Origin of the sequence: Pseudundibacterium arcticum, assembly GCF_042646465.1 — a bacterium.
GTDB classification, from domain to species: domain Bacteria; phylum Pseudomonadota; class Gammaproteobacteria; order Burkholderiales; family Burkholderiaceae_D; genus Undibacterium_A; species Undibacterium_A arcticum.
Window position 1 is genome coordinate 75,376 of record NZ_JBHRTP010000048.1, and the last position, 24,453, is coordinate 99,828.

Consider the following 24,453-nt stretch of genomic DNA (forward strand, 5'->3'; position numbering starts at 1 on the left):
TCTATCGTTTCTTCATGCCGGATTTTGTAAAGGATTTGGATGCGCCGGTCTTGGCAGATCCGACCGTGCTGGTCGTTTTTGCCGTTCTTGCGGCCGATCTGGTCTTGTTCACCTTGATGCTCTTGGCCGCCTTGGCTGGCTGTGCCCGGTTCATGTCCTGTTTTGCACCTTTGACGCTGGCCTTGTCATGCGCTTTGTGCGCGGTGCCGGAATCGGCTGCTCGACCGTCTTTCTTCGCTGCGGTTTTGCCGGGTATCGCCAAGCCGTCTTCGGTCACCAATCGCAAGTCGATCTTGCGCGCTTCCAGATCGACACGGCTCACCTGCACCGTGACCCGGTCGGTCAGTTGATAACGCTTGCCGGTGCGCTCGGCGCGCAGTTCGTGGCGCGCGTCGTCGTACTGGAAGTAATCGGCACCCAATTCGGTCACGTGCACCAGTCCTTCGATGAACAGCTCATCTAACGTCACAAATATGCCGAAGCTGGTGACGCCGGAAATCGTGCCGGAAAATTGCTCGCCGAGTTTGTCGCGGATGAAATAGCACTTCAGCCAGGCCTCGACGTCGCGCGAGGCCTCATCGGCCCGACGCTCGTTGGCCGAACAGTGCACCCCCAACGCATCCCAGATCGTCAAGCTGTCCACCGGCTTCTGCTTGCCCTCGGTCTTGTCTTTCTGCTGCTGTTTGCGAATGGCGTTCGAAATCGTGGTGTTCAGTTTGGAGCTGTCGATTCCCTTCGGCTCATAGCGCTTGCCTTGCAAAATCGCCTTGATCGCACGATGCGTCAGCAGGTCGGGATAGCGCCGGATCGGGCTGGTGAAATGGGCGTAAGCCTCATACGCGAGGCCAAAGTGGCCGATATTGTCTGGACTGTAGACCGCCTGCTGCATCGAACGCAACAGCATGGTTTGCAGCAAGGCGGCATCCGGACGCGCCTTGATCTTGTTCATCAATTCGGCGTAATCGGACGCCGCCGGACTGTCACCGCCACCCAGATGCAAGGCCACTTGCTTGAGGAAAGTCCTTACCTGGGTCAGCTTTTCCTTGGTCGGCGCGGCATGGATCCGGTAGGTACCTGGGTGCTTGTGACGCTGCAGCAGGTCGGCCGCACAGACATTGGCGGCCAGCATGCATTCCTCGATCAGCTTGTGCGCGTCATTGCGGGTGCGCGGCAGGATTTTTTCAATCTTGCCATTGGGGTTGCAGACGATATAGGTTTCGGTGGTCTCAAAGTCGATCGCGCCGCGCAGTTGCCGCGCTTGATGCAAGGCACGGTACAACGCGTACAGATTCAGCAGATGCGGCACCAGCCCCGGGCGCCGGGCCGCTTCTGGCCCCTTGGTGTTACCGAGAATATCGGCCACTTCGGTATACGTCAGGCGCGCGGCAGAATGAATCACGGCCGGATAAAACTGGTAGGCCTTGACCTCGCCTTTTGCGGTGACCACTGCATCGCACACCAGTGTCAGTCGATCAACGTCGGGGTTGAGAGAACACAGTCCGTTCGACAGTTTCTCCGGCAGCATCGGGATCACGCGTCGCGGGAAATAGACCGAAGTGCTGCGTTCCAGCGCATCGGCATCGAGCGCATCGTTCGGCTTGACATAATGGCTGACATCGGCAATCGCGACGATCAGACGGAAGCCATCGGCACGGCCGATCTTGATCGGCTCGCAATATACTGCATCGTCGAAGTCGCGCGCGTCTTCGCCGTCGATGGTGACCAGCGGCACGTCGCGCAGGTCGACCCGGTCGTCCAGGTCGCTGTCGCGCACTTCGGCTGGCAATTTGGCTGCCAATTTTTTTGCCGCTTCGGAAAACTCGTGTGGCACGCCGAACTTGCGGACCGCGATTTCGATCTCCATGCCGGGATCATCTATTTCACCCAGCACCTCGACGATCTTGCCGACCGGTTGGGTGAAGCGCGACGGCTGCTCAATCAGTTGCACGCTGACGATCTGGCCGGCCTTGGCCTTGCCGGGCGACCCGGCTAGCAGAATGTCCTGGCTGATGCGCTGGTCTTCCGGTGCCACCACCCACACCCCGTTTTCATTGAGCAAACGGCCAATCACATGGGTGTTGGCACGGCTGACAACCTCGACGATCGTGCCCTCGGGCCGGCCGCGACGATCGGTGCCGATGATACGCGCCTGCACGCGATCGCCGTGCAGGACTTTTTGCATCTCTTTTTCCGGCAGGAATACATCGTCGCCGGCATCGTCCGGGATCAGGAAGCCGTAACCATCGCGGTGGCTGCTGACGCGGCCGAGGATGAAGCTGGATAGATTCGCAAGCTGATAGCGGCCGGAATTATCGGGCTTGATCTGACCGTCGCGCTCCATCGCGTTCAGACGGCGCATCAGGCCATCCATTTCTTCCGGTTTGACGTCGAGCTCGGCTGCGATGGAGTCCGCATTGTGCTGGGTAGTCGCAGTGCGCAGTATGCCGAGAATATCCTCGCGGCTGGGAATGGTGTAGGAGTATTGGCTCAAAAGGCTGTTTAAGTGAGTTATTATTAATGCGGCTTAGTGTAACGGAGAGTGTCCTGTTTTCCTAACGCAGCAATTTTTTACGGGGAGTACGAATTTGTTGTTTGACTTCCAGAATTTTTCCGCTATAATTTTGTTCTTTCGCGGCAATTAGCGAAAACAAATAAGCAACACAAACGGCTTCAAAACTTCTGAAGGTCGAGTTTTAAGGCCGGTTGAAAAGTGCTTATAGTATCAGAAGTACAGCAGTGCCCACGTGGCGGAATTGGTAGACGCGCATGGTTCAGGTCCATGTGCCTTTGGGTGTGGGGGTTCGAGTCCCTCCGTGGGCACCAAAGTTTTTCAAAAATCTGGCAGGTTTATTGCGCATGATTTGCAATCTGAAGTAATCGGCTAGAAATCAACTGACCCGCATGACTCAATTCGAGATGCGGGTTTTTTGTTTTTGGACGCCGAACGTATCCGCGCTCCGACCTGCCCCACCAACTTGATGCGCTGAAGCGGAGTCGAATGGGTGCAGGTAATGCGCAGCATCCAGTCGCAAGACGATGGCGCTATCGATTCGGCGTGCTGATTGACATGGGCACTGGGATTGGCGGACAGGATCCGATTCTGTGCCGGTGCGTGGCAACGACGGCTGGCGGGCGGCCATCGATTCCACTCAGACATGCAGCAGCAGATGCTCGCGCTCCCACGGACTGATGACTTTCATGAACTCGTCGTACTCGGTATCCTTGATCGCGGCATAGACGTCGACGAAACGCTCACCGAGCACCGCGCGCAATCTGTTTTCCTGACGCAATCCCTGCAAGGCTTCCGACAGACTCTGCGGCAGCTCATAGTCAAGGTCGTACGCGCTATCGACCGTCATTGGCGTCGGCGCCGACCACGCGGTTTTCGATGCGTCTGTCCTCCGGCCCGGTGATCGGCACCCGAAATCCGACCGTACGGTTGTCGATACCCCACTGGATATTGATCGGTGCCGCGGTATGGCGCACGATGCGCCGATACGAATTGACGTACGGCGCCACGATCGCCATCGCGGCGGGCATATAGCGCTGCAGGCCCCCGATGTAATGCGAGAACGCCTGGCTGGCTGTGCCGTCGGCGTTGCTGAAAATATTCTGTCCAGTCTTCGTATCGAGCACGCTTTGATGGATATGCATCGCCGAGCCGGGTTCCTCCGCCATCGGTTTGGCCATGAACGTCGCATACATCTCATGCCGCATGGCCGCTTCACGCAGCGTTCGCTTGAAGTAAAACACCCGATCCGCCAGCCCCAGCGGTTCGCCATGCAGGAAATTGATCTCCATCTGGCCGGCGCCGACTTCGTGAATCAACGTATCGACGTCGAGCTGCATCAATTCGCAATAATCGTAGATATCCTCGAACAGCGGGTCGAACTCGTTGACCGCATCGATGCTGTAAACCTGACGGATGGTTTCCGACCTGCCGCTGCGCCCGATCGGCGGTATCAAGGGCAAGTCGGGATCGGTATTTTTCGCAGTCAGGTAGAACTCCAGTTCCGGAGCGACGATCGGCGACCATCCCCGCTCGGCATACAGCCCGAGCACCCGCCGCAGCACCGAACGCGGCGCAAAATCGACCAGCGCGCCGTCGGAGAAATAGCAGTCGTGGATCACTTGGGCAGTCGGGTCGACTGCCCACGGCACCAGCGTAATCGTGCCGGGATCGGCGCGCAGCACCATGTCGCGGTCAATCGCCGAGATGGCGCGCTCGTAGGCTGCATCGCCGGTCGGGAAATTCCCGGTCACGGTCATGCCGAGCACCGCTTCCGGGATGCGCATGCCGCGCTCTTCGGTGAATTTGGCGCGCGGCAAGATCTTGCCGCGGGCGACGCCGGTCAGGTCAGGCACCAGGCATTCGATTTCGGTGACTCGCCTCTCGTTGAGCCACAGGCCCATATCGTTATACGAAAAATTGTCCCGTCATGACATATCGCCCTCCCCTTCTGGGTTTTCTGTAATTCCTAAGATTCCTGTTCTTATCGGCACTTTCCCATCTAACGCAGTGCTGTTTTTCAGTATCCCTTTGCAGAGCGATGGTATTGGCTATCGTGGGCCCGATCTGCAGCTCATCGCTGCGGCAGAATCGCGCCAGGCGTCTGTTTTGCACGCCTGCATATACTCCCTCAGAAAAATTACATTTCCGCACTAAAAAAGCTGAGATACTCGATATACTCCCATTAGTTTTAGCAAATGAGCGAGAAGCCAAGCCCCTATCCGGAATCCGCTGCGTGATGTCCGCTTTTATCCTAACGCTAATGCTGTCAGCCGACAACGCGGTGGCGCAAGTGCTCTCGTGCCAAGGGCTGGTGTAGTGCTTCGCAATCGATGGAACTATATAAGCAATGGGATGGACGCCCCCCATCCAAAACGGGATCGATGCCAAAGTGGAAATTTAAACAACCACACTCCCTAGAGGGGCTTCGGCACGCTGTTGCAGGATTATCCGGCTGACTAAATCCAGGTGGCAATTATTTCAGAGATGGATACAATAGGATCGCACAGCAGCAATAATCAGCCTATTGATCGGCCCGACTATGCCTGAACCGGATGCTCGCCAATCGATCGACGCCATCTTTCCATTACCGAAGAGGCGGCGATATGACTACTGAAATTTTTCTGGCGCATGACAATACGGAAAGAAAGAAAAACAGTCCGGAATGGACTCCCGAGCAGCCGATAGAAATAGCGGATCTGCTGCTGGCCTATCTGGAACAGATGGAGATCGAATACGTGTTCGGCATTCCCGGCGGTGCCATCGAGCCCCTGTTCAATGCCATCGCCCGAAGCAGCCGCAGGGGCGGTGTACGCCACATCCTGGCGCGCCACGAGGCAGGAGCCGCCTTCATGGCCGACGGTTATGCGCGCGAAACCGGCAAGATCGGGGTCTGCTGCTCCACCTCCGGCCCCGGCATCACCAATCTGATCACCGGTGTCGCCTGCGCTTACGACAACAATATCCCGATGCTGGTCATCACCGGTCAGCCGGCCTTGCCTACTTTCGGCAAGAATCCGCTGCAGGAATCCGCCTGCACCGGAATCAATACCCTGGGCATGCTGCAGCACTGCACCCGCTACAACTCGCTGGTATCCCATCCGGCGCAGTTTGAACACAAACTCATTACCGCATTACAACTAGCCACCCGTACTCCCATGGGGCCGGCGCACCTGAGCATTCCGGTGGATGTATTCCGCAGTCCGAATCCACTGCCAGCCCCTGCCTACGACTTGTGTTCTCTTCTGAAGCCATCCGCCCTGGTGGACGACGATGCGCTTCAAACGCTGCGTCACATGCTGGCCGAGGCCGAAAATGTGGTTTTCCTGATAGGCGTATGTTGTGGCGAGGCCATCGGTTCCATACTCCAATTCGCCGAAATGAGCGGGGCCATGGTGGTCACCACCCCAGATGGCAAAGGCCTGGTCAACCCGCATCACCCGCTGTTTCGCGGCGTTTTCGGCTTCGGTGGTCATGCCTCGGCCGAGGCCGTGCTGCGGGATAAGTCGGTGGATTTGATCGTTGCCGTCGGCACCGGCATGGGTGAATGGAACAGCGGCGGCTGGAGCGACAGTCTGTTGAATGCACGGCTGGTACATATCGACGAATCGGAAGAGCACCTGACCCGCACGCCGATGGCGCGTTTTCACATGCGCGGTCGCATCCAGACGATCTTCACCCGACTCGTCCAGCAGTTACACGAAGCTAGGCAGAGCGGCCATATCGAGCCTGCGCAGCAGCGGCGCAGCGCGCATCAGGAGCATGGCGCCCACCGGAAACCGGACAACATGCTGGCCGCCCCCGACAAGGCCGAGAGCAATGCGACGCCGATCCTGCCGCAACGGCTGATGTACGAATTGGGTCGGCTATTCCCCCCCACCACCCGCTTCCTGGCCGATACCGGCGACAGCACTACCTGGGCCATCCACTACTTGCAGCCCAACATAGACCGACGCATCAGCGAAAGACGGCACGCAGGCGGGACTAAGCGCCCGCCCGGTCGACGCAAGACCGAGGGCGGGTGGCTGCGGGTCACCATGAACTTTGCCCCGATGGGATGGGCCATCGGCGGCGCCATCGGTACTGCGGCAGCCAATCCGAAGCTACCGGTGGTGTGCATTACCGGCGACGGCAGCTTTCTGATGAATGGCCAGGAAATCTCGGTAGCAGTGGCCGAAAAGCTATCCGTCATCTTCGTCATCCTCAACGACCAGGCCCTGGGAATGGTCAAGCACGGCCAGCGGCTCGCGAAAGCCGAACAGATCGGCTGCGATCTACCCCCCACCGATTTCGCCGCCATGGCCCGGGCCATGGGCGCCGAAGGCCATACCATCCGTTCGCCAGAAGATCTGCTCAAGCTGGATATCTCTGCCATATGCGCGCGCCAAGGCCCGACGCTGCTGGACGTACTCATCGATCGCGACGAGGTGCCCCCCATGAATGTTCGTATGCGCGTTTTGGCCGGCGGCCTATAAGGAATCACAATGGAAAAACTCAAAGGAAAAACGGTACTCATCACTGGTGGTTCGAGCGGAATCGGTTTAGCTACCGCAAAACTGTTCCGTGACCACGGCGCCCGTCTAGCGATTACTGGCCGAGATCCAGATGGCTTGGCGCGTGCCCGAGAAGAGTTGGGCAGCGAAACTCTGGTCATCCGCAGCGACGCCGGAAATTTAGCCGATATCACGTCATTAATGCAGCAAGTAAACAATCATTTCAAGCGCTTGGATGTGCTGTTCGTCAACGCTGCTGTCGCCACAGCAGCGCCCCTGGAGCAGGTATCCGAAACCCAGTTCGACGAAATCATGGGGATCAACTGCAAAGGGGTGTTCTTCACAATCCAGCAAGCGCTGCCCCTGTTCGGCGACACCGCATCTATCATCGTCACCACTTCCATCACCAACCAATTGGGCTCACCCAATTTCAGCGTCTACGGCGCAAGCAAGGCCGCCCTGCGCTCGTTGGTGCAGTCGCTGAGTCTGGAACTCATCAGCCGCGGGATTCGGATTAATGCGATCAGCCCCGGCCCCATCGCCACCCCCATGTTCGAGCGCTTTGGCTTACCCGCGGACATGGTCCAGGCGATAAAAGGCGAGATCGAACACAAATCACCCATCAAGCGTTTCGGCACACCGGAAGAGATCGCCAAGGTCGTCCTGTTCCTCGCCTCGGACGACTCATCCTACTTAGTCGGCGAGGAAATCGTCGTCGATGGCGGCATGAGCCTGCTTTAGCCGTGCCCATCACCACAGGGGATAGTATGAGCGACACGGAAAATCCAAACACCATACACAGCCGCATCTGGCGCGAAGAGCCGGAACCGGACAATCCCTTCGCTACCCGTGCCGCCTATTGCCGCGGCTATGATGTCTATGGAGAGATGCTGGGGCAAGCCCGCTGGGTGGAAATGCTCTACCTGCTGTTCCACGAAGAGGCGCCCACCGCGTCGCAAGCAGATTTGCTGGAAGCATTGGCGGTGGCGCTGGCCAACCCGGGCCCCAGAGATTCGTCTGTACATGCGGCCATGTGCGGCGGCGTCTGCGGCTCGACCGCCGCTTCCAGTCTCATGGCGGCACTGGCAGTAGGCGCGGGACAGCTGGCTGGCGGCCGCGAGGTATTGCTGGCAATGGAAAACTGGGCCGCCTGCGGTACCGACCTCGAGGCTTGGCGCCGTCGACTCCCGGTGCGCACCGCAAGCCCGGGCAGCATTTGGCCGACGCCAGAACATGCGCCGGGCTTCGATCCGCATGGTATCAGCACCGCCACGCCCGTCAGGCAGACCCTGACATGTCTGGCCCGCCTGAGCACGGGGTCCTATTTGTGCTGGCTGGAAAAAAACCTGACCACGCTGGAAGCCGCAGCGGCTTCCCCCTTGTCCCTGTCCGGTGTCGCCGCTGCTGCTCTCGCCGACCTCGGCTTTACGCCTGAGCAGGGGGAAATGCTCCACCTCTTGCTGCGCCTGCCGGGCGCGGCTGCCCATGCTATGGAGCAGCGCCAGTACGGCTACAAGAAATTTCCCTTTGGTAGCGTGGAACTGGAAACCGATTCCATCCAGGAGCCTGCATGAGCATGTGCGATAGCCATCCCAATCTGCTGCCGGAAAACGTCGGTGTATTGAAGAGCCGCATGGGTGCTTTCTTCCCTGGCAGCCATGTGATTTTCCGTGGCCACGATCTGCATGCCGAGCTCAAGGACATGGACTGGGTCGAGCTGTACGTGTTCGGCATTACCGGCCGCCGCTTCTCCGCGGAGCAATTGCGTCTGATGCATGCGATCTGGACCTACACCAGCTACCCGGATGTGCGGCTCTGGAACAACCGGGTCGCGGCGCTGGCCGGAAGCGCACGCAGCACCGGCGCTCTGGGTGTCGCGGCCGCTCTGGCGGTATCGGAAGCATCGATCTATGGCGGCGGCATCAGCCTACGGGCCATCGATTTTTTGATTCGCACCCGCCAGCGGCTGGACGAAGGCACCACTCTCGCCGATTGCGTGAACGTCGAACTGGAAGCACATCGCAGCATTGCCGGCTACGGCCGGCCCCTTATCAATTGCGACGAGCGCAATCAACCCATGTTGGAATTGGCACGGAGCATGGGCCTGGATCAGGGGCCCTACCTGCAGCTTGCCTTTACCATTGAGGAAGTCTTGCTCACCGGCCGCTGGCGGATGCGAATGAACTACGGTGGTCTGGCCGCCGCTTTGGCCGCCGATCTCGGCCTGTCGCCCAAGGAATACTATCTGTTCGTATTTCCAGCGTTCCTGGCAGGAATGCAGCCGTGTTTCATCGAAGCATCGGAACGCCCTGAAGGTGCGCTATATCGGATTTCTTGTGCGGATATTGCGTATGAAGGGCGACCACAACGCTCCTGGCGGGCCAGCAGCGGTTAGAAGGCAAGAGGGAACCCGTAAGTCCAATTTGGTTGACGAAAAATAAAAAGGAAAAACAGTCATGCGACCCATGCAACGATTGCAACGTCAAGCGCTCTGCGCATCTTTAGCTCTGGTCTGGACCGGCACTGCTGCCGCCCAAGCATCTGAAGAAGAGGAACTAGCGCTGGCCTACGGCGACAAGTCCACCGTTAGCATCGCCACCGGCAGTCAGCAAGCAATTGCCCGCGCACCGGCAGTCGCTACCGTCATCACTGCCCGCGATATCGAGGCGATGGGGGCCACCGACCTGGATCAGGTGCTGGAAAGTGTCCCGGGCCTGCATGTCTCCGTTTCATCGCTGGCGGCCAACCCCATCTACAGCTTCCGCGGCATACAAACCGGCTACAATCCGCAAGTCCTGATGCTGGTCAATGGAATACCAATTACCAACGTATTTCTCGGCAATCGCAGCCTGGCATGGGGCGGTATGCCGCTGGAGAATGTGGCCCGGATCGAAGTGATCCGGGGTCCCGGATCGGCGCTGTACGGTGCCGATGCGGTCTCCGGCGTGATCAATGTGATTACCAAGACGGCGGCCGACATCAAGGGCACCGAATTCGGCGCACGTGCCGGCAGCTTCAATAGCCGTGATGCCTGGATACAGCATGGCGGCGAGTTGGGTCCGCTGGAAGCCGCCCTCTATCTCCGTGTCGGCCACACCGACGGCCAAAATCGCGTCATCCAGCAGGATCTCCAATCTTCGCTGGACAAACTCTTCGGCACCAACGCATCCCTTGCCCCCGGGGCGATCAACGCGGTGCGCAATGCCTTGGACGCGCGCGCCGATCTGTCCTTTGAGCAGTGGCGTTTTCGCGCCGCCTATCAGCAGCGCGAAGTAGGCATAGGCACCGGGCTGGCCGAGAGTCTGGACCAGAATGGCCGCGCCCCTGAATCCAGGCTGTACCTTGACCTCACTTACCAGAATGCCAACTGGGCCCCGAACTGGGACGTGTCCAGTGTCATTGGATATTACGATATCAAAGAAAAACCCGGCGATCCGGCTTATATGCTATTCCCAGCCGGCGCCTTTGGTGGTGCGTTCCCGAACGGGGTTGTCGGCAACCCGGGGCATTCCGAGCGCCACACCCACGGCAGTATTTCGGCCTTCTATAGCGGCTTTGAACATCATCGATTCCGTCTGGGCACCGGGTTTCGGGTTGAGGATTTATATGAGACATCGGAAGCAAAGAACTTCAAGTTCGTCATCGTTCCAGGTATCGGCCCCGCCTTTATCCCCTTGGGCAGCATCGTCGATGTCAGCGGCACGCCAGACGTCTACCTTACGCCCCACAAACGCAACCTGGCGTACGTGTTTGCCCAGGATGAATGGACTATCGCAAAGGACTGGACCCTGACGGCTGGCGTGCGGCATGACCGCTATTCGGACTTCGGCACGACCACCAATCCGCGCCTGGCGCTGGTGTGGGACGCGGCCTATAACTTTGTCGTCAAGGCACTGCACGGCCGTGCTTTCCGCGCTCCGTCATTCACCGAGCAGTACAGCATCAACAACCCGGTCACGATTGGCAATCCCTCCCTGAAACCGGAAACGATCGCGACCAATGAACTGGCGTTCTCCTGGCAACCCACCAACACGCTGCAAACCAACCTGAGCCTGTTCAACTATCGTATGCGCGACATTATCCGCTTCGTGCCAGATGCCAGCGGCGCCACCGCGCAAAATACCGGCGACCAGACAGGGCGCGGCCTGGAGCTGGAAGCGACCTGGGATGCGACGCGCACCGTACGGCTTTCGGGCAGCTTTTCACTGCAGCATTCCACCGATGAGGCCACCGGCCAGGACGCTGGTCTCGCGCCCCACCAACGGCTGTTCGCCCGGGCCGACTGGCGCTTTGCGCCGCTATGGCAGCTTGGCACGACGATCAACAATGTCGCCGACCGCAAGCGGCAACCGGGCGACACCCGGCCCCAGATCGCCGATTACACCACGCTGGATCTGAGCCTGAGGCGAGAGCAGCTAGCCGGCGGCTGGACCGTCAATGCCATGCTGCTGAACCTGTTCAACCAGGATGTGAGAGAACCAAGCTTAGCCCCGGGCAATATTCCCTTCGACTTACCGCTTCCGGGACGGACCTTCTATGTCCAGTTCCAGCACAAGCTCTAAGGCATCTGTGGGGATTCGCCCTCCGCGGATGAGCTATCCCGCCGCGTTGCGGGTTGCGCTTGGCTTGTTGCTGGCACTCGCTGGTGCACTCGCCCACGCTGGCCATGAGACCGCATACTCGGACAGGAACGGGAGTGACTGGGCCGTGAAAAACCAGCTATTGAACTGGATCGAAGGCGGTACCGGGGTGCCGGTCATGCGCTCCGAACTCAACCCGATGATCGTCCTTGCCGCGTTGGACAGCCCGCCAAAACGACAGGATATGCTGGAAAGCAAGGGCGCGATCGCCGTCATTTACCCGGACATCGGAGAGCCCTTTCGCAGCGTCTTTGCCAAGATCATCGAAGGCATCGAAGAGCAAGCCAAAGTGCGGGTAAACAGCTACCCGATCGGACCGAACAGCAATACGGCCGACCTGAACGGGCAGCTGAAGCGCAGCGGCACCAAGGTAGTGATCGCCCTCGGACGCCAGGGGCTGAAGACCGCATCCGGGCTGGACCGGGACATTGCCGTGGTAGTGGGCGGCGTGCTCTCGGTCCCCGAAACGGAGAGCCGCAACCTGATTGGCATCAGTCTGACGCCGGACCCGGTCCTGCTGTTCGCCCTCCTGAAAAAACTGCTCCCCGGCGCAAAAAAGGTGACCGTAATCTACGATCCGCAACACAACGAATGGCTACTCAAGCTGGCACGCGAAGCAGCCAAGGCCCAAGGCTTGGAACTGGTGGCCCATGAAGCGCGAGATCTGGCCTCGGCGGCACGCCTCTACGAAGCCGCTTTCGCCACAGCCGACAGCCGGTTTGACGCGGTCTGGCTGCCCCAGGATTCCACCACGGTGGACGAGGACACGATTTTGCCGCTGATCCTCAAGGAATCCTGGAACCGTGGCGTACCCGTCTTTTCCAGCAGCTTCCTGCACGTCAAGAAGGGCGCCCTGTTCGCCCTGTATCCGAACAATGTGGGACTGGGACATGATTTAGCCAATTTCGCCCTTGGCGTGCTCGCGGGGGAACCGCGCAAGCGTGGCATGTCACCGCTGCGCGAGGTGCTCACGGCGGTCAATCTGCGTACCGCCAGCCACATCGGCTTGAACATCGGCTATCAGCAGCAACGCAGTTTCGATTTCGTTTTCCCGGAGCCGTGATGAATACCCTGAAGTACTGCCAGCAATCCAACCCATCATGGGATGCGCAGGCAATATGGATGATCGGTCAGTACGTGACGGCTCCTTTCGCCCCATCCTAACGAGCACATCATGTTTTACGACTACTTCCGCCGCACCGGCTTTCGCCGCCAACTGATGGTGATTGTCACTGCCTCCATCCTGGGCCTGGCATTGTTCTCCTCCCTGATGAACTCGTGGGAAACCAGCCGAGCAATGAGGGGTTATCTCATCGAGCAAGGCCAGCATATCGCCGAGAATCTGGCACGGCAGAGCACCCTGGCCTTGCTTTATCACTCGCCCGACAATGTCCGTGAGGGGGTCGCCACGACCCTGGCTTTCCCGGATGTACTCCAGGTGGAGATCACCGATGCTGGCCACAAGGTCCTGCTGTCAGAAACCAAGGCAGGCACGATAATACAACCGAATCGGAGACTCCAGCCCGATGTCGCCCTGACCCACGCCATGCTGGCAGGGGAAACCGGTGACGAATGGCGCTTCGGCGCACCGGTCTATGAAGGCCAGGCAGGAGCATCGCCCTTCGACCTGCAGGAGCACAAACCCGAACTCCTGGGGTATGTGCATGTGGTGCTCGGCAAGGGAAGCATGAATCGCCTGGTGGTTTCGCTGCTGTTAGGCAACCTGGCAATCACGCTCTCCTTCGCCATCATCCTGCTGGGAGTCATCCGCCTTCTGGCGCAGCACTTGATCCGACCATTGAACGCCTTGTCTGGCCTGATGGGACGTGCCGAGGCTGGCGAGTCGGGCATGCGCGCCGTCCCGGGGGGGCCACGCGACATCATCGACATGGCCCATGCCTTCAACAAAATGATGACTGTGCTGGAGGAGCGGGAAGCGGAATTGAAGCAAGCCCGGGATCAGGCACTGCACATGGCGCTGATGAAGGCGCAATTCGCCGCCACTGTCAGTCACGAAGTGCGCACCCCATTGAATGGTGTGATAGGAATGCTCGACCTGCTCAAGGAGATGCCGCTCACGCCGCCGCAGCAGGAGTGCGTCGAGGTGGCCCGCAGTTCGGCTCACACACTGATGGATCTGATCAATAACATCCTCGATTTCTCCAAGGTGGAAGCCGGCAAGGTGGAACTGGAGGAGATCGACTTCGACTTGCGCAAGCTGCTTGACGAGGTGATCGAATTGCTCGCCGGTCAAGTGCAACAAAAAGGCCTGGAGCTTGGTTACCTGCTATCCTCCGGCGTGCCCGATCGGATCAAGGGTGATTCGCTGCGCCTGCGACAGGTGCTGCTTAATCTGATTGGCAACGCGGTGAAGTTCACCGAGCATGGTGAGGTGGCGGTGCGCATCTCTTGCACTGCCGACAGCTTTGACCGCATCAGCCTGCGTTTTGAGGTGAGTGACACCGGCATCGGCATGGACCAGGACACGGCGCGCCATGTGTTCGAATCCTTCTCCCAAGCCGACCGCTCCACCACCCGCAAGTACGGCGGCACCGGCCTCGGCCTAACCATCAGCAAGCAGCTGGCGGAACTCATGGGCGGCGAAATCGGGGTCGTCAGCCAGCTTGGACAGGGCACCACGTTCTGGTTGACGATCCTGTGCAAACCAGGCGAACTGCGGCCATTCGTGCCCGAGCAGCAAACCCTGACTGGACTGCGGGTGCTGGTAATGGCTGAAAGTGAGATTGTACGCAGCTTCCTGACGCAAAATCTGACGGACCACGGTATGTCTTGCCGCGCAACAGGCAGCACTGCCGAGACACTGCTGGAGCTGGGACGCGCAGAACAGAACCAAACACCCTATTTTCTGGTGATCATGGACCTCAGCGCCAGCGACGGGCAAGGTGCAGACCTGGCTCGCCATATCCATTCCCATGCAGCACTATCGGCGACACGCTTATTACTGCTGGATCGCTATGGTGCGCCGCAGAGTGAACTGCCGGTGGGAGCCGATGGCTATTTGGGAAAACCGTTGCGCCTGAATCGTCTGCTGGATGCGATCCGACATCTGCTGTCGGACGGGGAAACCCGCAGCATTGCAGCAACACCACCCACTCTGCCGGCGGGTCCGACAACTGCAGCCGGCACGTATCAGGTGCTGGTAGTGGAAGACAACCGTACCAATCAGGTGGTGGCGGGCGGTATGCTGGCCATGAGCGGCTGCCATTGCGAATTTGCCTCCAACGGCTGGGAGGCGATTGAAGCCACCCGTCGCAGCCGTTTCGACCTGATTCTAATGGATTGCAACATGCCGGAGATGGACGGCTATGAAGTCACGGCGCAGATTCGCAATATTGAAGAGCCGCAGGGACGACGCACTCCGATCGTCGCCATGACTGCCAACACCCAACCGGGAGATTTGGAAAAATGCCTGGCAGCAGGCATGGATGATTATCTGGCAAAACCCATCACCCTGGTTGCGCTGCGGCACAAGCTGGAGTGCTGGTTTGCCAAAGGCATGGCGACAAAGCAGACAGTCGAAGAAATACCGAACCCGGTAGCGGTTAAAGATGGCGTGCTGGATCGGGTCGTCTTCGACAAGCTGCGTGAAATTCTCGGCCCCGCTTTGCAACATGCAGTGAGGCCCTTCCTGGAAGACGTGCCGGCCTATCTGGAACAACTGGAGCAGGCCGTCTGCCAACGTGACGCCGAAGCAGCCGGGGCCGCAGCTCACACCATCAAGGGCTGCAGCAGCAACCTGGGTGCCACCAGCCTGACCCTGTGCGCCAAGGCAGTGGAAGACTTAGCCTTAAAGCAACAGATCGATGACATACGCCTGCTATTGCCACAGTTGCGTTCAGCCTTCGACGAGGTGGCGGTACTGCTTGGCAGCGAGGTATTTCTCGAAAACCAGCGCCCCATCAAGCCCGAAGAGGCAAGTATCCTGGTGCTGGTGGTGGATGATGACCGCAGCACACGCAGCGCCTTACGGCATACGTTATCAAGGGACGGTTTCCGGGTGGAAGAGGCCGAGAATGGCGCCCAGGCCCTGATGCTGCTCAAGCGCATCCAACCGGATGTGATCCTGATGGATGCACTGATGCCGGTAATGGACGGTTTTACCACCTGCGCCCGACTACAAGAGCATCCCAACGGGCACGCCATCCCGGTGCTGATGATTACCGCGCTGGAAGACAATCTTTCGGTTGAACGGGCATTTGCCGCCGGCGCCAGCGACTATATCCCCAAACCGATCCATTTCGCCGTCCTGTCACAGCGGGTGCGGCGCATCGTCGATGCCAACCGGACGGAGCAGCGCATCCGCCACCTGGCCTATAACGACCCGCTGACAGATCTGCCGAACCGTGCCCTGTTTTTCAAGCAGCTGGAACGCTGTATCGAGCAGGCACGGCAAACCGGGGAAATGGTGGCCGTGCTGTTCCTGGACCTGGATCGTTTCAAAAATGTCAACGACACCCTCGGTCATGAAGTAGGCGATCGGCTGCTGGTAGCAGTCGCGCAGCGGATTCGGCGCAGTGTGCGCAGCGTGGACTGCGTGGCCCGCCTGGGCGGTGACGAATTTACCGTGGTGCTGGCCGACATGACAGGTCCGAATACTGCTGCCGCTGCCGCCCAGAACATCTGCCGCGCCCTGTCTACGCCATTCCAGATTGACGGCCACGACATCTTTGTCAGCACCAGCATCGGCATCTCGCTCTATCCGCACGACAGCATCGACGCGGTCGCGCTCCTGAAGCACGCCGATACCGCCATGTACCGGGCCAAGAAGGCCCGCTCCGGCTTCACGTTTTTCGAGGCGGCCATGGAGTTGGCAGTCTCCGAACACATGCGCCTGGAAAGTGACCTGCGCGAGGCATTGAACCGACAGGAACTGGAAGTGTACTACCAGCCCCAGGCCCGGCTCGATAACGGCCTGGTGGTTGGCATGGAAGCCCTGTTGCGCTGGCACCACCCGACTCGTGGGCCAGTCTCTCCTGCCGAATTCATTCCGGTGGCAGAGGAAACCGGTCTCATCAACCCGATTGGCGAGTGGGTTCTGCGTACCGCCTGTACCCAACTCCAGACTTGGCTCAAGTCTGGCATGCCGCCCATGAGAATGGCGGTCAACCTTTCGGTGCGCCAGCTCTTGCAGGAAGACTTCAGCGCCACGGTGGCGCAAGTTCTGGCGGACACCGGGCTATCACCGCAGTTGCTGGAGCTGGAAATTACCGAGAGCACCCTGATGGACAACGCCCAAGACACCTTGCAGGCACTGCAGCGTCTGCGCAGTCTGGATGTGCGGCTGTCGATTGACGATTTCGGCACCGGCTATTCCTCGCTCGCCTATCTGAAGCGCTTCCCGGTCAATACCATCAAGATCGACCAATACTTCGTGCGTGACGTGCCGCACGATGCCGATGACGCCGCCATCATCAAGGGCATCATCACGCTGGCCCACGGTCTGCGCCTGGAAGTGGTGGCCGAAGGAGTGGAAACCGAAGCCCAGCTGCGTTTCCTGCGGGATCAATCCTGTGACCTGATGCAGGGCTATCTGCTAAGCAAGCCGGTACCGGCACAGCAGTTCGCCCATTTCATCATGTCCCAGACCCGCCTCAGGCAGGAAGATATCCCTAACCCGGATATTTCATAATAAACGCGGGAAGCCATGCCAAGCGCAGCGGCGCTTCATGCGAAAACAGTATCAGGATTTCATGCAAAAACGGCTTACTTTGTAGGTGTGCCCCACGGGGCGCTCCTACAGCATGTGCATCCATCAAAGTTTAAAGTGGAGTCCGTCGGGCTCCGCTTTTTAACTTGGGTTAAGGCGTGGCATCCGCTTAACCGGGCGCCGCGATAGCCCATTTCGACGAACTCGGCGGGTATCGAGTTCTGAAATCATTTGCTCGGTATTTTTTTCTGCTTGGATCCGCAGCATTTCATCGGTAGACAAACGGTCCATTTTCCCTCACCAGACCATTTTCATCACCATCATTCGCTGCATATTCCATGCAAGGGCGTCAGGGAAGTGCGTGTTCCAGCATACTGGCAGAGCAGGCAAGCAGAAACGCAATCAGCATGATCGCACATAACGCATACTCACGAGGCGAGTCAACCGCAACTCAAACGGGTTATTCGGCGTCGTGTCGCCGCAAGCGCGCCGACAACATATGCGGGTGCAGCGCGTCATATTCCTCGAACGGCTGGTGGATCCATGGATCGCCGACGAGATACTCGGCACAAAAGTCGGGCCGCATTGATGCGCCTGCCTTGCACCAGATGACCGCTGATTTGACTTCGGTCACGGCGCCAAAATTGTGGCTCAGATGGCGCTGAACCTTGTCCAATGTGACGCCAGAATCGATCAGGTCGTCGACCAGCAGCACCTTGCCGGATAACGTACCTTTGCTGAGCGTGAGATTGCGGGCGATATCGAGTTCGCCGCGTTGGGGGTTCGATTGTGCGTCCGCCGTTTCGCGGTAGGAACTGGTCGACAGGATCGCCAACTGCACATCGAATATGCGTGACAGCAGATCGCCTGGCCGCAAACCGCCGCGCGCCAGGCACAGGATCTGGTCGAACTTCCAGCCGGATTCATGGACCTGCAGCGCCAGTCGTTCGATCAGGCGATGGTATCCGTCCCACGAGACCCACAGGTCTTTCTCGTTCGATGCGGGTGGCACGACGCTGAGCTTTGAGGTTGACTGCATGTCAGACAAACGGGTGACGCAAGACGATGGTTTCCTCGCGGTCCGGACCGGTCGATACCATATCGATCGGAACGCCGACCAATTGTTCGATCCGCTTGATGTAGGCGCGGGCGTTGGGCGGCAACGCATCCATCGATTTCGCGCCGACCGTGCTGTCCTTCCAGCCTGGCATTTCTTCGTAGATTGGCTCGCAGCTTTCTGCGTCTTCAGCGCCGACCGGGAAAATATCGATGGTCTTGCCATGGAGCTTGTAACCAGTACACAGCTTCAACGATTCCAGGCCATCGAGCACATCCAGTTTGGTCAGGCACATACCGGTGACGCCGTTAATCTGCACCGAGCGTCTTAGCAGTGCCGCATCGAACCAGCCACAGCGGCGCGCGCGGCCGGTGACGGTACCGAATTCATGACCGACACGGGACAAATGTTCGCCGACACCCTGATCGCTCGGCAACTCCGACGGGAACGGACCGGACCCAACGCGGGTGGTGTACGCCTTGGTGATGCCAAGGATGTAATGCAGCATGCCCGGGCCGACGCCAGAGCCGGTGGCAGCATTCCCGGCCACGCAATTGCTGGAGGTGACGAATGGATAAGTACCGTGATCGACGTCCAGCAGACTGCCTTGCGCGCCTTCAAACAACAGCTTGGCGCCGCTCTTGTAGGCCGTGTGCAGCGCACTGGAGACGTCAGTCACCATCGGCTTCAGGCGCGGTACGGTCGCCAGCGCGTCGTCCAGCGTCTTCTGGTAATCGACCGCAGGCGCGTTCAGATAGTTGGTCAGAACGAAATTGTGGTAGTCGAGATTTTCGCGCAGCTTCTCCGCAAAACGTGTTTCATTCAGCAGATCGGCCACCCGGATCGCGCGGCGCGCCACCTTGTCTTCATAGGCCGGACCGATGCCCTTGCAGGTAGTGCCGATCTTGGCCTCGCCGCGCGCAGCTTCGCGCGCGCAATCAAGTGCGATGTGGTAAGGCAAGATGACCGGACAGGCTTCCGACACTTTCAGCCGCGATGCGACTTCGACGCCGATCGCCTGCAATTTATCGATCTCGCGCAGGAGATCCGGTACCGACAGCACCACGCCATTGCCGATATAGCAGGCCACGCCGGCGCGCATGATGCCCGACGGAATCAGCTGCAAGGCGGTTTTTTGGCCGCCGATCACCAGCGTGTGTCCGGCATTATGGCCGCCCTGAAAACGCACTACGCCCTGCGCGTGATCGGTCAGCCAGTCAACGATCTTGCCCTTGCCCTCATCACCCCATTGGGTACCGATAACTACCACGTTCTTTGTCATAATCTTCTCTAATTTTCCGTTACTTCGTTTAGGCCAATTTTTTCAAAATCCAATGTCCGCTGCCATCGTCTTGCACCAGCACGCGGTCACAATCAAATTCGTCCTGATCGTTGTCGTGCCCAGGCAGGCTTTGAATGACGACTTCGCCGGACTTGCGCAATTCGGCGATTTTTGCCCGCAAGCCGGGTTCCTTGCCCCAAGGCGCGCGGATCGAACGTTTGCGTTCGGCGATGGGCAACAGACGCGACAATTCACGCAAATCCATCGAAAAACCGGTCGCCGGCCGAGCCCGGCCAAACGCTTCGCCAACATGATCATAACGCCCGCCGCGCGCCACTGCGTTTGGCAATCCGGCCACGTAAATCGCGAACATCGCGCCGCTCTCATACTGGTAGCCGCGCAAATCGGCCAAATCGATGGTCACGATGGCCCGATTCGCCGATCTGATCAAGGTGTCCAGTTCGTCGAGTGCGGCGATGATGCCGGGAAGTTGTGGCAACAGCTGTCGCGCCCGCGCGATGACACTCGCATCGCCATACAGATTCGGCAAGGCCAGTAGTGCGTCACGGGTCACCGTAGCATAGTTCGCAGTGATGATTCGCAGGCCCGGAACATCCTTGGCCCTCAGCAAAATATGCAGTTCAGCCTGATCTTTTTGCGCTGCCGCATCGGTTGCGATGATCGCGCGCAGCACACCAACATGGCATAGATCCAGTCGGACCTGAGAAAAGCCTGCCAGCGCCAGCGAAGCCAGGGCCAACTCCTGGATCTCTGCGTCGGCCTCGAGCCCTGCATGACCGTAAATCTCGGCGCCGATCTGCAGCGGCTCACGGGTCGCGTGCAGTCCGGACGGACGCGTATGCAACACGCTGCCGGCGTAGCATAGCCGCGTGACAGACGCCCGATTCAGCAAATGGGCATCAATCCGCGCCACCTGGGTCGTCATGTCCGCGCGCAGGCCCAAGGTGCGGCCCGATAATTGATCGATGAGCTTGAATGTGCGCAGATCGGTGTCTTGCCCGGCGCCGGTCAGCAACGATTCGAGATACTCGAGCATCGGTGGCATCACCAGTTCATAACCGTACAGACGGAAGTTGTCGAGAATACCCCGACGCAAATCTTCGATCTTGCGCGCTTCAGACGGCAATACATCGGCGATATTTTCAGGAAGAAGCCAGTTGGGCATAACAGGGAGGACGTCAGAAAATAGGTAAGTACGATTGGATGCCGTCAATCCGGATGGCAGCAATAAATGATAGCAATACACGACAACAACAAATGGCCGCAACAATTCAGGACCGGCGACGTCGCAACCAGGCGTCGTTGCCTTTTTTACTATGAGAACCAACACAACAATAAATAATGCGGGCCACAGCCCGCATTATTTCATACACGGCAGTTTAGGAATACCCACATTCCGGTCAATTCATTTTTTCGCGGCCGCGGCGCCGGGGCTCTTGAAGTATTTGAAAAATTCGGAATTGGGATCGATCACCATCAGGTCGCTGCGCGTCTTGAAACTGGCGCGATAGGCTTCCAGGCTGCGATAAAACTTGTAAAACTCCGGATTTTGACTAAATGCCTCGGCATAGATCTGCGACGCCTTGGCATCGCCTTCGCCACGCATTTTTTCCGCGTCACGATATGCTTCGGCCAGCAAAACCGTCCTTTGGCGGTCGGCATCGGCGCGGATTTTCTCCGATTCTGCCGAACCGGTCGAGCGCAACTCATTGGCAACCCGGGTACGCTCGGCTTTCATCCGGTCATACACCGACGCATTGATCTGATCGACATAATCGACCCGCTTCAGGCGCACATCAATGATGTCGACGCCGATTTGTTGTGCCTCGTCGGCGACTTTCTTGCGGATCGCATCCATCACCTTGCCACGCTCACCGGAGATCACTTCCCGCACAGTACGCTTGGTAATTTCATCGTTCAGCGCCGCTTTGACGATTTGTGACATCCGGTCGGCCGCGCGTCGCTCGTCACCGCCAAAACTGACGAAATACAGCTTGGGATCGGTAATACGCCATTTCAGGAAAGCATCAACCAGAATATTCTTTTTTTCTGCCGTGATGAAACGGTCGGCATCAGGTGTGTCAATGGTCAGGATGCGTTTGTCCAGGAACAGCACATTCTGGAATGGTGGCGGCAGCTTGAAATGCAGCCCAGGTTCGCTGATGACTTGCTTCACTTCGCCCAGTGCAAATACGATCGCATATTGGCGCTGATCGACGACAAACACGGTCGACGACAGGATCAGGAGCGCGATAAAAGCCGCGATGAGGGTAGACAACAGGCGGTTCATTAGCGCCCCTCCCGATCGCGGGAATCACGGCTGCGCAGTTCACGCTGATGCGCATCCAGCGCCTGCCCCGAGTCCGATGGCGGATTAACGGGATTCAGCGACTGACCGGGACTGCCCGACTTGCCGGCAGCCGCATCCTGCGCGATCAGCTTATCCAGTGGTAGATACAGCAGATTGTTGCCGCTCTTGGCATCGACCATCACTTTGGTGGAATTGGTGAAAATCTTTTGCATGGTTTCAAGGTACATCCGATCCCGCGTCACGGCGGGCGCTTTTTGGTATTCAGTCAAGACCTGTTTGAAACGCGAGGCATCGCCTTCCGCGCTGGCAATCACACTGGCGCGATAGCCCTCCGACTCCTGCATCAGGCGCGAAGCGGCGCCGCGAGCCTTCGGAATCACGTCATTGGCGTAAGCCTGGCCTTCATTTTTTTGGCGCTCGCGGTCCTGTCCCGCCTTCACCGCGTCATCAAACGCTGCCTGCACCTGCTCGGGTGGCTGTACGCCCTGCATCGTGACGTTGGTAACCTGAGCCCCCGACTTGTAGCGATCGAGGATTTGCTGCATCAGGAAACCGACGTCGAGCGCTACTTTCTCACGTCCTTCGTACAGCACGAAATCCATTTTGCTCCTGCCGACGATCTCACGAATCGATGTTTCGGCAACCTGCCGGACCGTTTCATCCTGATCGCGATTATTGAAAATCCAGTCCGACGGATTTTTTAGCTTGTATTGAACGGCAAACTGGATATCGATGATATTTTCATCGTCAGTCAGCATCAGCGCCTCTTTTGGCTGCTTGTTCCTGACCGTGGAACGGTAACCGATCTCGACGGTCCGCACTTGAGATACGTTGACGATCTCGTGACTCTGAATCGGATACGGCCAGCGCCAATTAAACCCCGCGGGTGTGCTGTGGCTATACTTGCCGAACGTCAATATAACGCCAGTCTGACCTTCCTGCACGATAAAAAAGCCGCTCACCAGCCATAGAAACGCAACGATCGCGGCGATCACGCCGACACTGATGCCGGCGCCCTTCATGTTCGGCTTGAAACCACCGCCACCGCCGGGTTCACCGCCGTTGGCATTTTTTGGCCCCAGAAAGCGATTCAGGCGCTGATTAAAATCGCGCCACAGCTGATCCAGATCCGGCGGGCCATCATTCGGCTTCTTTCCTTCCTGGGCATGGTTCTGATTGTTGTCATCCTGTGAACCGCGCCCCCAGCGAGGGTCGTTCAACGAAAACTTCAAGCCAATTTTTCTGAGTAATGAGGCAAGCATTCTATCGCGATCCGGCGTGAGTTATTAGTTGGAATGCTATTCGGGGTCGGGTACATCGAGTGCTTCTGCCTGATCAATGGCCTGCGGAAGATTCAAACGCTCAGTAAGATGCGTTTTTGCAAATTCCGCGATCGACTGGCGCAATAAACTCAGGCCGGCGCCAGTTTGCGCACTAATGAAAACGCGCTGAATTTTATCATACTCATTACGTTCCAAAGATGGCTCAAGGCCAGCGGCATCAATCTTGTTCCAAACCAATACTTGCGGAATATGGTCGGCACCGATTTCCTTCAACACCAGATTGACCTGTTCGATTTGCTCCATTCGGGCCGGACTGGCGGCATCGACGACATGCAACAACAGGTCTGCGTGGATCGTTTCCTCCAGCGTGGCTCTGAACGCGGCCACCAACTGATGTGGTAATTCACGGATGAATCCGACCGTGTCCGAAATGACAACATTGCCGACTTCTTCCAGGTAGACGCGGCGTGAAGTCGTATCCAGGGTCGCGAACAACTGATCCGCGGCATAGGCTCGTGCTTTGGCCAGCGCATTGAAAATCGTCGACTTGCCGGCATTGGTGTAGCCAACCAGCGAAATCGAAAACGTGTTGTTGCGCCCTCTGGCACGACGCTGGGTTTCGCGTTGGCGGTGCAATTTGGCGAGGCGCGCCCGCAGTGCCTTGACCCTTTCGCCGATCAGACGACGGTCGGTTTCAAGCTGGGTTTCACCTGGGCCGCGCAAGCCAATACCGCCTTTTTGACGTTCCAGATGGGTCCAACCGCGAATCAGGCGCGTCGCAAGGTGCTGTAACTGGGCCAATTCGACCTGCACCTTGCCCTCATGGCTCTGTGCACGCTGCGCAAAAATATCGAGAATCAGGCTGGTGCGGTCGACCACTCGGGTATTCAGGCGCCGCTCGAGGTTACGTTGTTGCGCCGGCGACAAGGCATGATTGAAAATGACAATATCGAGCGCCTGATCGGCAACCACTTGCGCAATTTCATCGACTTTGCCGGACCCGATAAAGTAGGCTGAATCCGGACTGGATCGTTTACCGGTAATGGTCACCATCGAATCAGCACCGGCCGATTTCGATAACAACGACAACTCTTCCAGGCTGGCTGCGAAATCAACGTGACCGAAATCGACGCCGACTAACGCGGCGCGCGTGGTCAGGGTCGCTGCACGAGACATAGATGCAGTGATA

The 24,453-nt window shown here is 58.4% G+C and carries 14 protein-coding genes, 1 tRNA gene and 1 pseudogene; 8 read left to right on the forward strand and 8 right to left on the reverse strand.

The features are described 5' to 3' along the window. Position 1: 1 nt before the first annotated feature. Positions 2-2,491: a ribonuclease R gene (gene rnr / locus ACFOFO_RS15390; RefSeq protein WP_390331935.1), complete on the reverse strand. Its 2,490-nt coding sequence runs from the start codon at positions 2,489-2,491 to the stop codon at positions 2-4. A 247-nt stretch (positions 2,492-2,738) separates the two neighbouring features. On the opposite strand from rnr, the gene ACFOFO_RS15395 reads away from it, so the two are divergent. Continuing rightward, positions 2,739-2,823 (forward strand) — tRNA-Leu (locus tag ACFOFO_RS15395). 326 nt (positions 2,824-3,149) lie between these two features. Here ACFOFO_RS15395 and ACFOFO_RS15400 read toward each other — a convergent pair. Beyond that, positions 3,150-4,413: pseudogene (locus ACFOFO_RS15400) on the reverse strand (glutamine synthetase family protein). 702 nt (positions 4,414-5,115) lie between these two features. Here ACFOFO_RS15400 and ACFOFO_RS15405 point away from each other — a divergent pair. The 7 genes from ACFOFO_RS15405 (at position 5,116) to ACFOFO_RS15435 (ending at position 17,292) form a co-directional block, all read left to right on the forward strand. Beyond that, positions 5,116-6,984, forward strand: coding sequence for a thiamine pyrophosphate-binding protein (locus ACFOFO_RS15405; protein ID WP_390331936.1), 1,869 nt, complete (start codon positions 5,116-5,118; stop codon positions 6,982-6,984). 9 nt (positions 6,985-6,993) lie between these two features. Then, a complete protein-coding gene (locus ACFOFO_RS15410) occupies positions 6,994-7,743 on the forward strand; it encodes an SDR family oxidoreductase (protein WP_390331938.1) in 750 nt (249 codons plus the stop codon). A 26-nt stretch (positions 7,744-7,769) separates the two neighbouring features. Further along, the gene (locus ACFOFO_RS15415) at positions 7,770-8,576 is read left to right on the forward strand and encodes a citrate synthase family protein (protein WP_390331939.1); all 807 of its coding nucleotides are present in this window, start codon (positions 7,770-7,772) and stop codon (positions 8,574-8,576) included. After that, positions 8,573-9,397: a citrate synthase family protein gene (locus ACFOFO_RS15420; protein ID WP_390324093.1), complete on the forward strand. Its 825-nt coding sequence runs from the start codon at positions 8,573-8,575 to the stop codon at positions 9,395-9,397. The genes ACFOFO_RS15415 and ACFOFO_RS15420 overlap by 4 nt, the downstream gene beginning before the upstream one ends. 61 nt (positions 9,398-9,458) lie before the next feature. Continuing rightward, positions 9,459-11,564 carry a TonB-dependent receptor plug domain-containing protein gene (locus tag ACFOFO_RS15425; RefSeq protein WP_390331941.1) on the forward strand — a complete coding sequence of 702 codons (2,106 nt, stop codon included), beginning with the start codon at positions 9,459-9,461 and terminating at the stop codon, positions 11,562-11,564. A gap of 145 nt (positions 11,565-11,709) precedes the next feature. Then, on the forward strand, positions 11,710-12,705 hold the full coding sequence (locus ACFOFO_RS15430) for an ABC transporter substrate binding protein (RefSeq protein WP_390331942.1): 996 nt from the start codon (positions 11,710-11,712) through the stop codon (positions 12,703-12,705). A gap of 111 nt (positions 12,706-12,816) precedes the next feature. Then, positions 12,817-17,292, forward strand: a complete 4,476-nt coding sequence (locus ACFOFO_RS15435) for an EAL domain-containing protein (protein WP_390331944.1) — start codon at positions 12,817-12,819, stop codon at positions 17,290-17,292. Between the two features lie 478 nt (positions 17,293-17,770). Here the strand turns inward: ACFOFO_RS15435 and ACFOFO_RS15440 are convergent, their stop codons facing one another. The 6 genes from ACFOFO_RS15440 to hflX all read right to left on the reverse strand — a co-directional run bounded on the left by ACFOFO_RS15440 (position 17,771) and on the right by hflX (position 24,440). Then, positions 17,771-18,349, reverse strand: coding sequence for a phosphoribosyltransferase (locus ACFOFO_RS15440; RefSeq protein ID WP_390324076.1), 579 nt, complete (start codon positions 18,347-18,349; stop codon positions 17,771-17,773). A gap of 1 nt (position 18,350) precedes the next feature. Continuing rightward, positions 18,351-19,649, reverse strand: a complete 1,299-nt coding sequence (locus ACFOFO_RS15445) for an adenylosuccinate synthase (RefSeq protein WP_390324073.1) — start codon at positions 19,647-19,649, stop codon at positions 18,351-18,353. A gap of 28 nt (positions 19,650-19,677) precedes the next feature. Next, positions 19,678-20,835: an ATP phosphoribosyltransferase regulatory subunit gene (locus tag ACFOFO_RS15450; RefSeq protein ID WP_390324071.1), complete on the reverse strand. Its 1,158-nt coding sequence runs from the start codon at positions 20,833-20,835 to the stop codon at positions 19,678-19,680. A 240-nt stretch (positions 20,836-21,075) separates the two neighbouring features. Beyond that, positions 21,076-21,960 (reverse strand): protease modulator HflC, encoded by an 885-nt coding sequence (gene hflC, locus ACFOFO_RS15455; protein ID WP_390331946.1) that lies wholly within the window; start codon positions 21,958-21,960, stop codon positions 21,076-21,078. Next, positions 21,960-23,243: an FtsH protease activity modulator HflK gene (hflK, locus tag ACFOFO_RS15460; RefSeq protein WP_390331947.1), complete on the reverse strand. Its 1,284-nt coding sequence runs from the start codon at positions 23,241-23,243 to the stop codon at positions 21,960-21,962. Before hflK ends, hflC begins: the two co-directional genes overlap by 1 nt. Positions 23,244-23,279: 36 nt before the next feature. Further along, on the reverse strand, positions 23,280-24,440 hold the full coding sequence (gene hflX, locus ACFOFO_RS15465) for a GTPase HflX (protein WP_390331949.1): 1,161 nt from the start codon (positions 24,438-24,440) through the stop codon (positions 23,280-23,282). Positions 24,441-24,453 lie beyond the last annotated feature (13 nt).

Bases quoted from the DNA above. Each gene is read 5' to 3' on its own strand.
- ACFOFO_RS15405 (WP_390331936.1), top strand. From the start codon at position 5,116: ATGACTACTGAAATTTTTCTGGCGCATGACAATACGGAAAGAAAGAAA.
- ACFOFO_RS15410 (WP_390331938.1), top strand. From the start codon at position 6,994: ATGGAAAAACTCAAAGGAAAAACGGTACTCATCACTGGTGGTTCGAGC.
- ACFOFO_RS15415 (WP_390331939.1), top strand. From the start codon at position 7,770: ATGAGCGACACGGAAAATCCAAACACCATACACAGCCGCATCTGGCGC.
- ACFOFO_RS15420 (WP_390324093.1), top strand. From the start codon at position 8,573: ATGAGCATGTGCGATAGCCATCCCAATCTGCTGCCGGAAAACGTCGGT.
- ACFOFO_RS15425 (WP_390331941.1), top strand. From the start codon at position 9,459: ATGCGACCCATGCAACGATTGCAACGTCAAGCGCTCTGCGCATCTTTA.
- ACFOFO_RS15435 (WP_390331944.1), top strand. From the start codon at position 12,817: ATGTTTTACGACTACTTCCGCCGCACCGGCTTTCGCCGCCAACTGATG.
- ACFOFO_RS15440 (WP_390324076.1), bottom strand. From the start codon at position 18,349: ATGCAGTCAACCTCAAAGCTCAGCGTCGTGCCACCCGCATCGAACGAG.
- ACFOFO_RS15445 (WP_390324073.1), bottom strand. From the start codon at position 19,649: ATGACAAAGAACGTGGTAGTTATCGGTACCCAATGGGGTGATGAGGGC.
- ACFOFO_RS15450 (WP_390324071.1), bottom strand. From the start codon at position 20,835: ATGCCCAACTGGCTTCTTCCTGAAAATATCGCCGATGTATTGCCGTCT.
- hflC (WP_390331946.1), bottom strand. From the start codon at position 21,960: ATGAACCGCCTGTTGTCTACCCTCATCGCGGCTTTTATCGCGCTCCTG.
- hflK (WP_390331947.1), bottom strand. From the start codon at position 23,243: ATGCTTGCCTCATTACTCAGAAAAATTGGCTTGAAGTTTTCGTTGAAC.
- hflX (WP_390331949.1), bottom strand. From the start codon at position 24,440: ATGTCTCGTGCAGCGACCCTGACCACGCGCGCCGCGTTAGTCGGCGTC.